The sequence below is a fragment of the Sporosarcina aquimarina genome, from assembly GCF_023715615.1.
In the GTDB taxonomy this organism is placed as follows: domain Bacteria; phylum Bacillota; class Bacilli; order Bacillales_A; family Planococcaceae; genus Sporosarcina; species Sporosarcina aquimarina_A.
Genome location: NZ_JAMBOM010000004.1, coordinates 149,928 through 164,879 on the forward strand (window position 1 = coordinate 149,928; position 14,952 = coordinate 164,879).

Annotated in this window: 21 protein-coding genes; 16 read left to right on the forward strand and 5 right to left on the reverse strand. The window is 36.0% G+C overall.

The window, feature by feature from the left end; genetic code table 11:
• Window positions 1-344 precede the first annotated feature (344 nt).
• The 4 genes from M3197_RS12095 to M3197_RS12110 all read left to right on the forward strand — a co-directional run bounded on the left by M3197_RS12095 (window position 345) and on the right by M3197_RS12110 (window position 3,251).
• Window positions 345-500 (forward strand): hypothetical protein, encoded by a 156-nt coding sequence (locus M3197_RS12095; protein WP_251661831.1) that lies wholly within the window; start codon window positions 345-347, stop codon window positions 498-500.
• 359 nt (window positions 501-859) lie between these two features.
• On the forward strand, window positions 860-1,825 hold the full coding sequence (locus M3197_RS12100; RefSeq protein WP_251661832.1) for an alpha/beta hydrolase: 966 nt from the start codon (window positions 860-862) through the stop codon (window positions 1,823-1,825).
• Between the two features lie 352 nt (window positions 1,826-2,177).
• On the forward strand, window positions 2,178-2,450 hold the full coding sequence (locus M3197_RS12105) for a CD3324 family protein (RefSeq protein ID WP_251661833.1): 273 nt from the start codon (window positions 2,178-2,180) through the stop codon (window positions 2,448-2,450).
• A gap of 150 nt (window positions 2,451-2,600) precedes the next feature.
• Window positions 2,601-3,251, forward strand: coding sequence for a FusB/FusC family EF-G-binding protein (locus tag M3197_RS12110; protein WP_251661834.1), 651 nt, complete (start codon window positions 2,601-2,603; stop codon window positions 3,249-3,251).
• Between the two features lie 436 nt (window positions 3,252-3,687).
• On the opposite strand, the gene M3197_RS12115 is transcribed toward M3197_RS12110, so the two are convergent.
• Window positions 3,688-4,794 (reverse strand): DUF1648 domain-containing protein, encoded by a 1,107-nt coding sequence (locus tag M3197_RS12115; protein WP_251661835.1) that lies wholly within the window; start codon window positions 4,792-4,794, stop codon window positions 3,688-3,690.
• Window positions 4,795-4,797: 3 nt separating this feature from the next.
• The gene (locus M3197_RS12120; protein WP_251661836.1) at window positions 4,798-5,181 is read right to left on the reverse strand and encodes a GntR family transcriptional regulator; all 384 of its coding nucleotides are present in this window, start codon (window positions 5,179-5,181) and stop codon (window positions 4,798-4,800) included.
• A 161-nt stretch (window positions 5,182-5,342) separates the two neighbouring features.
• Here M3197_RS12120 and M3197_RS12125 point away from each other — a divergent pair, with 161 nt between their 5' ends.
• A complete protein-coding gene (locus M3197_RS12125) occupies window positions 5,343-5,744 on the forward strand; it encodes an SRPBCC family protein (RefSeq protein WP_251661837.1) in 402 nt (133 codons plus the stop codon).
• Window position 5,745: 1 nt separating this feature from the next.
• A complete protein-coding gene (locus M3197_RS12130) occupies window positions 5,746-6,069 on the forward strand; it encodes an ArsR/SmtB family transcription factor (RefSeq protein ID WP_251661838.1) in 324 nt (107 codons plus the stop codon).
• A gap of 800 nt (window positions 6,070-6,869) precedes the next feature.
• On the opposite strand, the gene M3197_RS12140 is transcribed toward M3197_RS12130, so the two are convergent.
• Together M3197_RS12140 and M3197_RS12145 are read right to left on the reverse strand one after the other, a co-directional pair.
• Entirely contained in the window at window positions 6,870-7,427 is a 558-nt protein-coding gene (locus tag M3197_RS12140) for a histidine phosphatase family protein (protein WP_251661839.1), read from the reverse strand.
• Window positions 7,428-7,998: 571 nt separating this feature from the next.
• On the reverse strand, window positions 7,999-8,283 hold the full coding sequence (locus M3197_RS12145; protein WP_251661840.1) for a hypothetical protein: 285 nt from the start codon (window positions 8,281-8,283) through the stop codon (window positions 7,999-8,001).
• Between M3197_RS12145 and M3197_RS12150 the strand changes: the two genes are divergently transcribed.
• From M3197_RS12150 to M3197_RS12165, 4 genes are all read left to right on the forward strand, one after another.
• Entirely contained in the window at window positions 8,282-8,524 is a 243-nt protein-coding gene (locus M3197_RS12150; protein WP_251661841.1) for a hypothetical protein, read from the forward strand. The two genes, M3197_RS12145 and M3197_RS12150, sit on opposite strands and share 2 nt — an antisense overlap.
• A gap of 33 nt (window positions 8,525-8,557) precedes the next feature.
• On the forward strand, window positions 8,558-8,818 hold the full coding sequence (locus M3197_RS12155) for a hypothetical protein (protein WP_251661842.1): 261 nt from the start codon (window positions 8,558-8,560) through the stop codon (window positions 8,816-8,818).
• A 50-nt stretch (window positions 8,819-8,868) separates the two neighbouring features.
• Window positions 8,869-9,021, forward strand: a complete 153-nt coding sequence (locus tag M3197_RS12160) for a CD1375 family protein (RefSeq protein WP_251661843.1) — start codon at window positions 8,869-8,871, stop codon at window positions 9,019-9,021.
• A 96-nt stretch (window positions 9,022-9,117) separates the two neighbouring features.
• Window positions 9,118-9,549, forward strand: coding sequence for a cytidine deaminase (locus tag M3197_RS12165; RefSeq protein WP_251661844.1), 432 nt, complete (start codon window positions 9,118-9,120; stop codon window positions 9,547-9,549).
• Window positions 9,550-9,750: 201 nt separating this feature from the next.
• On the opposite strand, the gene M3197_RS12170 is transcribed toward M3197_RS12165, so the two are convergent.
• Window positions 9,751-10,641, reverse strand: a complete 891-nt coding sequence (locus M3197_RS12170) for a hypothetical protein (protein WP_251661845.1) — start codon at window positions 10,639-10,641, stop codon at window positions 9,751-9,753.
• A gap of 70 nt (window positions 10,642-10,711) precedes the next feature.
• On the opposite strand from M3197_RS12170, the gene M3197_RS12175 reads away from it, so the two are divergent.
• The 6 genes from M3197_RS12175 to M3197_RS12200 all read left to right on the forward strand — a co-directional run bounded on the left by M3197_RS12175 (window position 10,712) and on the right by M3197_RS12200 (window position 14,555).
• Window positions 10,712-10,861 carry a hypothetical protein gene (locus M3197_RS12175; RefSeq protein WP_251661846.1) on the forward strand — a complete coding sequence of 50 codons (150 nt, stop codon included), beginning with the start codon at window positions 10,712-10,714 and terminating at the stop codon, window positions 10,859-10,861.
• 199 nt (window positions 10,862-11,060) lie between these two features.
• The gene (fabZ, locus tag M3197_RS12180; protein ID WP_251661847.1) at window positions 11,061-11,486 is read left to right on the forward strand and encodes a 3-hydroxyacyl-ACP dehydratase FabZ; all 426 of its coding nucleotides are present in this window, start codon (window positions 11,061-11,063) and stop codon (window positions 11,484-11,486) included.
• A gap of 265 nt (window positions 11,487-11,751) precedes the next feature.
• Window positions 11,752-12,009, forward strand: a complete 258-nt coding sequence (locus M3197_RS12185) for a hypothetical protein (protein WP_251661848.1) — start codon at window positions 11,752-11,754, stop codon at window positions 12,007-12,009.
• A 383-nt stretch (window positions 12,010-12,392) separates the two neighbouring features.
• Entirely contained in the window at window positions 12,393-13,073 is a 681-nt protein-coding gene (locus M3197_RS12190) for a VanZ family protein (RefSeq protein ID WP_251661849.1), read from the forward strand.
• A 314-nt stretch (window positions 13,074-13,387) separates the two neighbouring features.
• On the forward strand, window positions 13,388-13,912 hold the full coding sequence (locus M3197_RS12195; RefSeq protein ID WP_251661850.1) for a cysteine hydrolase family protein: 525 nt from the start codon (window positions 13,388-13,390) through the stop codon (window positions 13,910-13,912).
• Window positions 13,913-14,159: 247 nt separating this feature from the next.
• Window positions 14,160-14,555 carry a hypothetical protein gene (locus tag M3197_RS12200; RefSeq protein ID WP_251661851.1) on the forward strand — a complete coding sequence of 132 codons (396 nt, stop codon included), beginning with the start codon at window positions 14,160-14,162 and terminating at the stop codon, window positions 14,553-14,555.
• The last annotated feature ends 397 nt before the right edge of the window (window positions 14,556-14,952 follow it).

The following is a 14,952-nucleotide window of genomic DNA, read 5'->3' on the forward strand; positions in this document are numbered from 1 at the left end:
GTCTATAATTTTTGCGTAGAATACTTTGGTTTTCAGCTCAACTTGATGTAATATATACTTTCCATGAACACTGCAGGAGTTTCACAAATGCTTATTATCAGTTTGATAGCTCATACTCATTGTAACAAATTGTGTGTTTTCTTTTATCACAATTTCCCAGGAAATGATAATGAAAGATTACTTTTATAATCCGACCTGTCATAGATAGGAGTAGAAGAAAAATCTAAAGAAATCATCAATCAAATCCCTTGTCAGATAATTGATATTGCTACCAAAATGAGGGGAATCATACGCTAAAACATATTGGAATTTTGGTTACCTTACGGATAAAGGATGACCCTATTATGAAGAGTGGGGGTATGGGTACAGGATATCTTACACCAGGAAATTGGTCTCGATTACATAGGATGATGGACCTCATACAACCATTTGGGAATAATATCATGACAGAGCGTAGATTGATTTCAACGGTTCACGCTCTCGAAAAGATTTTCCCATAAACTTAGCCTACTAGAATATGAAATTCTTACTGGCAGTGAACTGAAGAACACTACCACACAGAAACTATAATAGAGTGAAAACTTGGGAACGACTGTTTCTTTACACGCAAGACTCTTTGATTGTGGTTTTTTTCGTATATGCCATCCTTCAATATTTAAGTTACAAATAGTAGCATTAGTAGTTGCCTTCTCTATCTTCTTAAAAATACGTTCCCTTTACTCACATAAGTAATTCTGATTTTACCGCCGAGTTCAACAGGGATTTATATCCATATATTCTATAGATTTGTCAACATACTCTCATTCTGATTCCTGTATACTAATAGTTAGAAAGATAATGACGAACTGAGGGTTATTGAATGAAGAAGATGAAAAGAAATTGGAAACGAGTTTTGCTACTAGTGGTCATTGTGTTTATCTGTATCCAAGTCATTGGTGGGGTATTTTTTTATGACCTTGCGATTAAGAGAGGACCGAAAGATTTCTTGCAAAATAATGCTGACTTAGAGGTCGCTGATGAAACAATGGATTTATATGTAAATGGCGATTGGATTGACTGGGTTCACGATCAAAACTTTGAAGAACTAACACTAGAATCACGAGATGGATTAAAATTGTCAGGGTACTTTTTACCGGCTGCGATGCCGACAGATAAGCTTGTCATTTTGACGCACGGCTATTTAGGGAATGCGAAGCAAATGGGGTTGTTCGGGATTTTCTATTACCAAGAATTAGGATATAACATCTTCATGCCAGATGCACGAGGTCATGGAAAGAGTGAAGGGGATTATTATGGTTTTGGATGGCCGGACCGCTTGGACTTGATTGATTGGACAAACGCGTTAGTGGAGAAACTCGGTACTGACACAGAAGTCGTCTATCATGGATTATCAATGGGTGCAGCAACAGTGCTCATGGCGAGTGGGGAAAGAGAGTTACCCTCACAAGTGAAAGCAATTGTGGCAGATAGCCCATATGGATCGGTCTACCAATTATTCGCATATCAAATGAAGCGCATGTTTCATCTTCCTGCATTCCCTTTATTGGATAGCACCAGTCTAGTAACTAAGATGCGAGCTGGCTATTTGTTCAAGGAAGCGAGTTCTCTTAAAGCTGTGCGGAAAACTGAGGTACCGATATTGTACATCCATGGAAAAGCGGACACCTTCGTACCGTTTCAAAATGCCATTGAGTTGTATCAAAATACTTCCAGTAGTTCGGAGCTCTTTTTAGTTGATGGTGCCAATCATGGTGAGTCGTACGCGTCACAACCTGAAGAATACAAACAAAAAGTTCAGCAGTTTCTTACTCATACAGTGAAATGATCAACTCTTTCTATTCTTTCCAAAGTCAAAACGATGCGACTTCGAAAAACTAAGTTATAATTATTTTGCTTTTCAACTTTTTTTGTGCACAAATGTTTGTGCCCGCCTGATGGATTACATGGTACGATGTAAACTAGTAGGGAGAAGAAAATCCCTTGTAGTCTCTAAAAAGGAGGTGCTTATAGTTGGAGAATCGTCTACGATTGTCTGATACTTCACTCACTCATGCAAAGCCAGTAATTAGGAAGGCGATACTTTGTATGGGGCGAATAAGATAATTTTTATCGCTATTGGCTTTTTGATGAATTGGCTTTGCTCTCTTATTCGAAATTACAATAAGGAGCGAGTGAAAATGACGTATATGAACGCACAGCACGTTTTACCTGAACAGCTTATTATTGAAATCCAAAAATATGTGCATGGGGAAACGCTATATATTCCTAAACTTGAAAATGAGTATGAAAAATGGGGAGCTTCTAGTGGCAGCAGGCGGCGATTAAATCTCCGCAATGCAACGATTCGAGATTCGTATAAAAAAGGAACTTGCTTGGAGGATCTAGCTCAGGAGCATTATCTCTCTGTTGAGACCATTAAAAAGATTGTCTATTCTCATCAAAAAAAATAAGTTTTGAATGTCCCTCGTGTGAATTGTGAAACAACACGGGGGTTTTTATGTACAAAACGTTTCTAACTGATTCTCGCTCTAGTTGTTCAATAGGGAATCCGATAGACTATGTGTAGTGAACCATAAGCTGAATTTTAGGAGCGGTGAGAAATGATGGAGAAATTTATAAAAAATGAGCATTTCAATTATATCTGTAAACAAGTGGAATTCATTAAAGATAATACGAAGCAACATATCCCTCCTGGGGTACTCGCTTCTGTTTATGATTTATCAAATGAAAAAATCATGAACTGCATTCCAAATTTAACTCTAGAACAAAAAAGAATATTGGATTTTTCAAGTCTAAAGACGGTAGAAGAATACGATCAAGCCATAAAAGAGCTGGATGCATACCGTTTGCCATTTCCGACAGTGACAGACCAGCAGCTGAAGAAATTGTTCCCAAAAAGCAAAAAATTGAAACTGCCTGATTTGAACGGAATTGACTTGAAAAGTGTCACATACTTAAGTTGGATTGACAGTAGATCTAATAAGAAGTACTTACTTTATGAGCTTGATGAGCAATTAGTCGGGATTGAGTGTGCATTTTCCCCATCCTCAAAGAAAAATATGTGTTCAATATGTAATAGTCAGGCGGATGTCACATTTTTTACAACAAAAACTAAAGAGAGACAGCAAAACAATCCAGATTATTTCAGATCTATCGGCAATCTTATTTGTACAGATAGTCATGAATGCAATAAAAACATAACGGATGTAGCTTATTTAGAAGCCTTACTAAGAGATTCTCTGAGGAAATAATGAACTTCACGACTCTATCCAATTAAACCAGAATTCGGTAATTTTGTTTTGTCTGTATTCATCTTTTCTGGCGATGAACTATTTAAGAAGTCGTTTCACTTAATAGTACCCAAAAAAGAGGAGAAGAGTCCTTCTTAGATTGGATATTTATTCCTCTTTTTTATCTGTTAAACAGTATTATAGATGCTCTCAACTTTAATCAAGGAATTGAAAACTTGAAGGGTTCCAAATGTTTCACTTTTCCCAGCTGTCCAACTTCCTTCGTTTTAAGTATTCAATGATTATTAAATTCATGTAGTTTACTTGGAATAGGATATGATTCCAAGTAAAAAACACCCTTCTTTTATACAACTATCAAAGAAGGATGTTAAACACAACTATTCAAGAACCGTTATCTTTTGTTATGCCGTCATAATTCCAGCCCATGCATGCGACACTATGCAAAGAATGAAACGAGTAAAACGAGAAGCAGAGGAACGAATACGATGAAATAGCCGACCGGGTTACCAAAATTGATACTCCAACCGATACCAAATCGTTTTTCTACGAAGATTGAAGGATCTTGCTTATTCACATAAAAGACACCTAACTTCCAATGCCTATCATTATCTTCATCTGCAAACTCTGTAGATTCTTCTTCAGCAATTGATACCGCAATACGAGATCCACCCTGTCCAACTTTGAATGCATAGACAGCAGAAGCTATCAACATGACTAATAGGAAACCGAGCGGCAAACCCATCATTAACGTAACGTTTTGAAACCCTTCATGTATCGTAGTGAGTTGAAGGAAAGAGAAAAGTATTGTTAAAAGAATTGTCGTCATCAATAAAAACCAGCTTGTATATTTACGAAACGCAAGTTGTTGGATCTGGGAAGATTTCTTTTTACTGGAATTCAATTTGATTCCTGATTGCTTTGTTGCGATATTGATTCCTAGCATCATCACTTGCATAACCAAAAGGATAACCAAAAGAGCAATTGAGGAAAATGGGGTTTTTGGACTGAATGCATCTGGTTGACCATTGACATCCCAATGAGTTGGGATCATATCAGGTAACAAACTATACTGAGTTGTTGTGTAAATGACTAAACCAATCGTTACAAGCATTGGCAGTACATACATAGATGATGGGAGCATAGCATCTTTTACATGACTTTGTAAGTCGGCAACACGTATTTGTTTTGTACGGATACCCCAGGTTTTGTTTCGTTTTAATTCTGTAGTTTTTGCGTGGTAGTAAAGATACAGCGCCATGCAAAGTAACAGAAGACCTAACTGGATTACCAATCCTATCCAAACAAGCTGATCCTCAGAAGCATGAGTGTTAATTGACCAAACTAGAAAGGCAACAAATGCGATTATCCCTGTAATTAAAACAATGCTAGAATACCTTCGTTTATAAGTGGCAAGTTCTGAATTTGTTGCATTCTTTTCTGGAATGGTAACACCGAAAACTATCGTCTTTTTCAATAAAAACGGAATAGCGGATTGCAAGACAATCATGAAAGCAAGCGTGACTAGAAAAATTGCTAATGACATAGATTAATCCTCCTTCAAAAGACTAAGAGTGGCTGAAACAAGTTGTTCAATCTCTTCTAGGCTCATGCCAAGTACAAGTGATTCAGCAAGAATAGGTCGAATTCGTTCAATAATTCTTTGACGATTTTCCCTGCTCATACCGTACTGAACAATTGGGTTAATGATGGCACCAGACTTTGGTACGATACGTATAATTCCTTTTTGCTCAAGTTCATGGTAGGACTTGTTGACGGTATGCATATTCACGCTCAGATCTGAAGCTAATGCTCTCACCGAAGGTAACGTATCTCCTCCTTGGAGCTGTCCACGTGCAATCAGTTCAATTACCTGATTGGCTAATTGAGTATAAATTGGGATATCGGATGTTGCTTCAATTTGGATGAACAACTGGTCACCTCCTAACTGCTCTATTAATAGTATAACAGAACTGTTCTAATATATGTATAACAAAAGGGACGATGAAATTAAAACTTGTACTTTGCTTTGTATCGTGCTAAAATCCGACGTAACACTAAAAGGTGTTACTTATTAGTAGGAGGAATGAAAACATGAAGACAGAAAATAACTTACCGGAAATTCGAAAGACCATTGTCCTTAACGCGCCAATTGAAAAAGTATGGAAGGTAGTTTCCACTTCGGAAGGGCTGGCTTCATGGTGGATGCCCAACACATTTGAGCCGAAGTTAGGAAAGAAATTTGTCCTTCATGCAGGACCTTACGGTGATTCACCTTGCTCCGTTACAGATCTTGAACCTCCACATCGTTTAGGGTTTAACTGGGATAAAGGATGGCATTTACTGTTTGAATTGAAAGAGCTCGATGGACAACAAACAGAATTCACCCTTACTCATTCGGGATGGAATACAGAACAAGCAAGTGTACGCGAAACCATGAATGGCGGCTGGGAGAGCATTGTTAAAGTGAAACTACCTGCTTATATCGAAGCTTAATATGTCCGAGCAAAAGAAGTATGATGTTTTTCAAGCGATTTCCGATCCAACCAGACGTACCTTATTGAAATTACTTATAGAAAAGGAAATGTCGATTGTGGAGATAGCCAAGCAATTTCCAATTAGTCGGACTGCCGTCAATAAGCACCTTCATATTCTCTACAATGCTGGTATGGTAAAAAGCCGTAAAGTAGGACGGGAAACCCGTTATACCCTTGAACCAAATCCACTTGCTGAAATTCAAGATTTTCTAGCATTTTTTGAACCATACTGGGACGATCAGCTGGCTGCCCTTAAACAACTTGTTGAAGAAGATAGCAATTAGGTTAGGGTGAAATAATGGATAAGGGAAACACATCTTTCAAATAAAAGGACTCTGGAAAGGTATTCAATAGAAAAGAAACAAATCTCATATGCGGACGAAAAGTTGGCAGGGAAATGAGGTACCGATTAAACGCTGAACCATTGGAAGAAATGCTAGTTTGGATCTCAGTCTACGAGAAATTCTGGAAAGACCGATTTGCAACACTTCACAAGTTATTGGAGGAAGGTTGATGAAACCTAAAGTATCTTTAGACTTTTCATATAAAAGTTCGATCAAGAAAGCATGGAATGTGTTAACAGATTCCGATGAGCTTGCAAATTGGATATAGAATAATGAATTTAAACAGGTAGTTGGACATATATTTCAATTCCTATCAGAGCCAAACGAATGGTGGGATGGAAAGGTCGATTGTGAAGGTTTAATAGTAAATGAACCCCATACTCTTTCTTACAGTTGGATCAACGCTGGTGAAGTGACTATAGTTACATGGACATTGAAAGAAAATCTTGATGGCGGAACGAACAAACAGGATTCAGCGAAGAAACAAAAGCACGACAAGGTGCTATCGAAGGTACAAAATATTTCTGGACAAAAATAGGTGAAGAGCTCGAAAAATTATTGGCAGCTAGTGCGATTGACCAGAAAGTTAAAAGTACTAAAAGTAACCATCTCAACTACTACGTCAGGTAGCAGCGGTGGTTACTTTTTTGTTTAGATCAGCTAAAATAAGTTCAATAAAGATGCATCAACTTAATATAAGTTACATAAAAAATAAATGTTGTTAGCTATATATTAAATCTTTAATACTTTAGTTCAAGATCTCCCAAAAGGTGTTTAATAATTACTTGATCACCATCAAACTGGAGTAGATAGATATCGGGATTACTAAGTTTCTTCCAATCCTCAAATCCAAAACTGGAATCATAATACTTCAAAGCTAGAGATAATAGATTACCATGAGTCACTATGATTGAGGTCTTCATGTCACTCTTGATGATTTCCGCAAACAACCCAATAATTCGGTTCATGGCATCTTTGCTGGATTCACCACCATTGTATCGGAGTTCCATATCTTCGAAGGTTACCTTCAATTTTTCTAACCAATCCTCAAGATTTTCATTACTTAACACTCGTTCTTTCAAACGTTCATCTTTGACAATCGGGATTCCAGTCACTTGTGAGAATGGGGTAATGGACTGAATCGCGCGTTCAAAAGGACTCGAAATGATGTGATCGACGTTTTGAGTAGAGAAAAACTCTGTTAACCATTCAGCTTGTTGTGTCCCTTGTGCTGTCAAAGGGGCTTCTGGAGCTTGTCCTCTTGCTGCACAATGTCTTATTACATATAACTTGCTCATTTTTATCCCACCTGTCAAATATACTTTTATTGATCCATATTACCATCAAAATAGATCCTGTTCATGCCAATTTTTGAGATGTGGAGTTACGCTACATGTTGAATTACACTCCATTCGCATTAATGTGCGGCACACAGAGAAAGTTTGACCAACGCTATTCCTCCCTCTAACATCTTGAAAAAGTCGTTTCAAAAAGGAAACGTTGTAAAACCAGAATCATTCTTGTACCCGATCAAGCACTACTTCTTCTAAAGCTAGCAAATCCCTCTTTAACAAGATCAAATTCAGAATAGATCTAATTTATTTGACCATTGTACTTATAAGGGTAGGGTTTTTAAAAAGGGCAAATAATTATATATTTTTTTGATTAAGATAAGTACATAAGCTAACTACTTTGCAATGGATATGAAAGAGTTGATTTGGTGTATTAAATCAAGGAAATACTGCGTCTATTTATGACGTATTAGGCGGAAAAAGCGTAGTTAACACAAGTCGGGCATACGCAGTTAAGTAGCGAAGTACACAGTGTAGACGAAACATTATCTGCTACGCCGAAAGCGGTCAAGCAAGCCTATGACAGAGCTGAAGCGGCTTTTACGTCAGCCAGTAACGGTAAAAATGCGATTAAAAACGCCATTACTGGCACAGATCCTAAAGTTGTAGTGCCATCTGATCCTACATTCGCACAACTAGCTACAGCTATCGGGACAATCAAAACCGGTATAATTAGTGAGATAAAACCAGGAACATCGATAATCGCCTCTAACAATACTGTTGCGACCGTAAGTCCATCAGCAGATTTCGTTGACCGTAAAGTATTTAGGGTGGTGGAAGATGGAACATATAGAGTATCCATGAATTTGTTTGCGCAGGGCAGTAGTTCGTATTGGTGGTACACCTGCATACACGTTAATGGTGTGCCTAAAGGTGTGACTAGGCAACTGAATTATTATGCAGACGTGACATACACTGAAGATATAATGTTGAAAAAAGGTGATTTGATGCAAATAAAAACCAAAACAGAAGCAAGTATAACTATGCAAATCAGAAGCGTATCTGTAGGCATCGTAAACCCTTCACTTATTACAGCGCTATAAATTAGAGATCATCTTGAAAAGGGGGTACTAATTGTGATTTTTAAGAGACAATACACAACAAATGAAGAAAGAGAATTATTAGTGAACGAAAATAAGGACAAGTTTCTGGTGGAAGAGATGAATATACAGGAGGGAAACTTTCTGGTTTTTTCTGACACAAAACCGATATATATTGAAATTGAGGAGATAAAATTGGAAAATGTCTTGCTCAAATCACAAAACCAAGCAATAACCGAACGAGCGGATTTCATCGAGGACGTAGTTGCCGAAATGGCAGCACAAGTTTATCAATGATTACCCGCTTTTTGTTTTGGCTTTTATTTCAATTAGAGGGTGGTGATACTATGATGGCTATGTTTTTTGCACAGCGTGTGATTCTTGGGAAGACAGAATTTAACGACGTTCCAGAGTCCCTCAAGTCGGGTGTTTACGAAAACCTTAAAGATAGCGGTGTCGAGTTTTTGGCAGGTGATTATGTTCCACCTACCAAAGCGTAATTGGACGATTATGGTAAGATGGAATCTATACTGTTATTCAACTAACGAAGCAGGTTAGTTTAAGGAAAAGTGATAAAAATAGAGAGGGAGACTATTATGTTAGAAGTAAGACCATTAGAAAATATTGATTATGAATTGATTAAGGAAGCAGAAAAAGTTATTGAAAAGAATTATAGATATGAACGACATCACATTGGTTCAGCAGTAAGGACGAAAACGGGAAAGATTTACTCAGCAGTACACGTTGAAGCGAATGTAGGAAGAATTACAGTATGTGGCGAAGCGATCGCTATTGGTAAGTCTATATCTGAGGGAGACCATGAATTTGAAACGATTGTCGCAGTAGCTCATCCTCATCCACACGAGGATATAGAAAAATGTTGGGTAGTTGCACCGTGTGGTATGTGTCGTGAGTTAATAAGTGATTATGGAAAAGATACTGATGTAATCATTTCTTATAAAGGTGAGTTAGTAAAGTGTAATGTTATGCAATTACTACCAGAAAAATATTCAAGTGATACTGAATGACCTTATTCAACTAACGGGTGCTTTTGTTAAATAAGGATTACTGCGGTCAACATACTATTTGTTGGCTTTTTTAAGTCGCCTTCGGACTATAATCTGCAACATTGTGTGTTTTTAGCACGTTATAAAGGTTAGGAATGTAAGCATAGTTATAAACATAAAATAAAGCAAAGCCTCACTTAAAAATGAGGTTTTGCTTTTTGTTCATTCTTCTGTACTAGATTCAATTTGTTTTATTGTTGATTCAATTTGATCTAATTTATCAAAATCCGGAAAGTCTGCAGTATATTCTGGTTCAGCTAAGTAAGATGGGTGAATCTCTGTTCCATCATTTATTAATTCTGCCAAGGTTTTAACGGAATATTTCAGTTGTCCTAAGTACTCTGAGTCGTATTGGATATTCTCTTGATCCAATAAGTTTTTTGTTTCAGCTTCAACAAGTACATCAACACTCTTAGATAACCCTTTTTGCAAGTCTTCTAAAGTGTCATTTTTAATTTCAAGCGTTCTTACATGTTGCTCAATTATTTTTAATTGATAGGTTTGGTTTCTGACAGCAGCAGCTGTACGTGTTAATGCACCAACAAATTGAAGTGCAAAGTGACCGCCTAGGATTAGTTCTACCCAAAGTGACCCAGAGTCAAAATTTTGGATAGTGACATTCCCTTTTACATGTTCATTAACGATGGCCTGTTCTAGTGATTTGTTTAATTTTGAGAAGAACTTACTTAATTGATCCAAATCCTTATAATCGGGCAGTCTAACACTAATAGAATATTCTTGCTGATCTGGTATAGCTTGGTCAAAAGCTTCTAAAGTTGCTGAACACTTATGTTTAATAATGTTAACCAATCTTTTGAACTCGTTATAAGAGGTACCGTCAACTCTAATATGATCATTAATTGACTTATCATAATATATATTGCTCAATTGTGATAATTCATGTATCTCTATCTTTAGAAAGTTAAGTTCTCTAAGGTTATTTACAGCGCTAATAGTTTTCTGAAATCCAGAAATGTCGTATTTGTCAATGTTTTGTATTTTTTCGCTATTAAAGTCTAAGTCATCGATGTTGTCTATTAATAATTGTTTCATATCTCTTAGTCTCACTATTTTCACCCCCATTCCCAGGATAATAGTACCATAAAGTTAAGGAGGTGTGTTCATGGAAAATGAAAAAACGGAGTTTACAGTAAACGGTAATAAACTGTCTATTAAAAAAGAAAATCAAACGTTCGAAATTAGGTTTAATACAAATGAAGAGCTTGGTTGTTTCCTATTTAAAATCCTTTCGAAAAAAGAGCTTATTAATTAGGACCATAACGTGTCGTAACAACACCTTTAGTTAGGTGTTTTTTTAATTACTCCAAAATGGGTGAATATGGTATGGTGGTGATAGAATTTGTTCCGCAAACAAACCATTTTCTGAAATAAAAGAATGGATTTTATGTTATTGGCTATTATTATCAAGTGATAAAATTAGATTAAGAATTTTTGATTTGGAGGCTTAGGTAATGTTAGATACTCAAAAAATCAAGGAAACTATTAGACATCGTTACCCCTTTCTTTTAGTGGATAGAATTTTGGAATTGGAAGAAGGAAAAAGAGCAATAGGCATTAAAAATGTTTCAGCAAATGAGGAGTTTTTTAATGGACACTTCCCTGATTATCCAGTAATGCCGGGTGTACTGATTGTAGAAGCATTAGCCCAAGTGAGTGCAGTAGTAATGCTAACTAAAGATGGAAACCAAGGTCGATTAGGTCTGTTAGCGGGCATAGATAAATGTCGCTTTAAAGAACAAGTAAAACCTGGTGATCAACTACGTCTTGAAGTTGAAATTACTCGCTTAAAAGGTCCTATTGGAAAGGGAAAAGGGATGGCTACTGTGGATGAAGAATTAGTTTGTGAATTGGAATTAATTTTTGCATTTGGTGATTAATATACATCAGGGGTTACTACAGTTTGTTCAAGAAAAGGGTACGATTGTTGAAGAAGCACAAACAAAGTCAACAGTGATCTGTTGGCTTTTTCTGACGCACCCGGACTATGACGTGTCGTATCAACACCTTATACGAGGTGTTTTTTTTAATGACTACCAATTTGGTGATTATGATATGATGAAGAAAGATTTTGTTCCACAATCGGGCAAGTTTTATGTGATTAGACATTTATATCTGCATTTGAAATAGAATAGGTGGTTGAAAATGGTCAATATACTTGTTTTATTATTAATGGGCATACTCATGTCTATTTATAGTAAAAAAGTTGTTTATTTATGGGGGATGCTAATAAATATAGCTGCATTGTCAGTGTTTTATTTATCAATACACTTGCTTGTTTCTATAGGTGTCAAACTTCCCTATCGTTTATTCATAGAATTCCCAATTGGAGGTGTCGCTATATACATTGCTTGGAGAATTAATAAAAAAATAATTCCCGTTGAAAATAAAGAACAGAACTAATCAATTCTAAAAGTATTAATTTCGATAAAAAAACAATTTTGGTATTTCCATAATTGCGTTTCCAAGTTGTTTATTTTGTATGGGTATTGAGTCCGCATGATATAAGAAAAGTCAAAATTGACGTAAGGAACATTTTTTATAAGCAATCGGGGTTCCTTAATCTTACAGCATTGTGCAAGAATCGGGTGCGATTGTTGAAGAATCGAAATCAAAGTCAACAGTGAACTGGTGGCTTTTAATGACGCATCAGGACCATAACGTGTCGCAGCACCTTATACGAGGTGTTTTTTTATTACTTGAAACTGGGTGATTATGGTATGGTATTGATAGATTTTGTTCCGCAAACGTGCATTTTGCTTAAAACATGGAAGGATAAGAGGTAAATGAATATAAGAGTCAACAAGTGGTACAGTTTGCTAGTTGCGTCATTGCTTTTTTTTATTTACTCTTACAAAAGAGGAATCTACACTGGGGCTGGTTTCTTAGATTACTTAGATTTAATAGTAAATGTCGGAATTACCCTTGCTTTAGTTGTCTGGCTTATTAGAAAATCAACAGTTAATAATGTCATAGAACAGATCATTTCATTTGGCTTTGTCCTGTATATGTTCGTTTTGCATCGCTTTGTGACTTATATTTACATCCCTTATTACTTTACTCAAGAATATATAGGGAATCCCTTTGTAAATTTGGAACGAATAAATTTAATCCCTTTTAAAACCATATTTAATGATTTATTTGGAACAGTTGTTGCTCCAGTAACAGTCATGCAGACTTTCGGGAATTTGTTTTTGTTATTGCCCCTTGCCTTTTCCTTATTGGCATTAAATATTGTAATAAAGAAGAAAAAGGTAGTTGTAATTGTATTTTTCACCACATTGTTTATCGAGACATTTCAACTTGTCGAAAATTTAAGCATTTCAGGATATCTTTATTCAGAAGGTGGGATACGTGCCGTAGATATTGACGATCTTATATTAAATATGCTTGGCGGTTTAATTGGTATATTCCTATTTAGAGTTTATCAAAAAGTCCTTATGAAAAAACAGCCTTTAAGACATTAAAGAATGATGAAAATAAAATTTAATTAATTCTAACAATCGGGCGCGTTTGTAGAACAAGAGATCGTCTACTGATGGTATTTTTTATGACGCAACCGGACCATAACGTGTTGTAACAACACCTTATATAGGTGTTTTTTTAAATTTATCAGAATTGGTTTATTATGGTACTATGAAACAAATAGATTTTGTTCCACAATCTGGCCATTTAACGGAAAAAGATATAATGAACTGGTCGGGTGGAATTGCTTAACATGTCTTAATTTAAAAGTGTACAACGGATAATTTCAAACACACTTTTCATTCGGAGGGATGTAATGAAGAAAGCACTACTAATCATAGACGTTCAAAATGGAATGTTTCAAGAAGGTAATGTTGTTTATAAAGGGGAAAGACTGCTACGAAATTTAAATGGTTTAATCAAACAAGCACGTTCTACCGAGACCCCCATTTTTTTTATACAGCATAATGCACCTGCAGGTAAGCCTTTGGAGTATGGTACAAATGGTTGGGAGATTCACCCTGAGATAACTCCAAAAACTCAAGATACAATCATTCAAAAAACTACACCTGACACATTTTTTAATACTTCTCTAGATGAAGAACTGAAAAAACGAAAAATCGAACATTTAGTTATTGTGGGAATTCAAACGGAAGCCTGCGTTGATACAACTTGTAGGCGGGCATTTAGTTTGGAATATAAGGTCACTTTAGCTTCAGATACACACAGCACTTGGGAATCACTAGACATTACTGCTCAGCAAATTATAAACCATCACAACGGAGTATTACGTTGGTTTGCTGATGTTTGCCCAAGTACAGATATTGCATTTGAGAACTGATTTTGAAGAAATGTACCTACAAATGACAGGCGCTTATCTTCATCAATCGGGCGCGTTTGTAGAACAACTTTAGACCATCTATTGACGAACATAATAAAAACGCATCCGGACAATAACATGTCGCAACAGCACCTTATATGATGTGTTTTTTAATTACTCAAAATTGGGTGAATATGGTACGCTGGAATAAATAGATTTTGTTCTACAATCGGGCCATTTTGTTTAAGAAGAAGGTAGGAGTGGTGGTTTGATAATTAGAAAATTAATTTCTGCCTTAGTAGCCTGTATAATGGTAATGTTTATTTATTTCCTTATAGAACCATCAGGGTTTGTCATAATGCTTGGAATGTATTTATTCCCTATTCTTTTGGTTTATGGGTTACCAAGTTCTATATTATCCGATTTTGTCACTAAAAGAATTAAAGGAGTAATAAGAGGTGGAATTGCATTAGTAATTCATTTACTTCTTGCCTCTGTATTTGTATTAATTTTATTCAATTATGGAGAGGCTTGGGTGCCATTTAACTTATTTTTAGTACTCTCTCTTGTATCATCTTTTTTCTTCTGGAGTGTTGATGAGTTTCTCAAGTCTAATAAAGCTAAACAAATCCGTAAGAAGATTGATGATTTGAAAATATATTAAAAAGTCGTTCTGTTGAACTCCTAGCTTCTTGAACTAACGGGCGCGTTTTTTGAACAACAAGAGATCGTGACAGACGGTCTTTTTTATGACACATCCGGACCATAATGTGTAGCAGAACACCTTTTACGAGGTGTTCTTTTAATACACTGTTAAATAATCGGTGCAGTTATGGTAGAATTGCTGTGCCTATAACGGTTCAATGCACTGAAGAAACATCAATAGAATGGGAGAGCACAGATGAAATATTTACCTTTATTCGGCACTATTTTATCAACAATAGTTTTAATCACGAATATATGGTTTGATTTTAAATTATATATGCCAAGTGTAGTTGCTAAAATAATATTAACATTTTTTTGGATTACTTTTATTTCACTCATGTTCCATTCACTTTTTT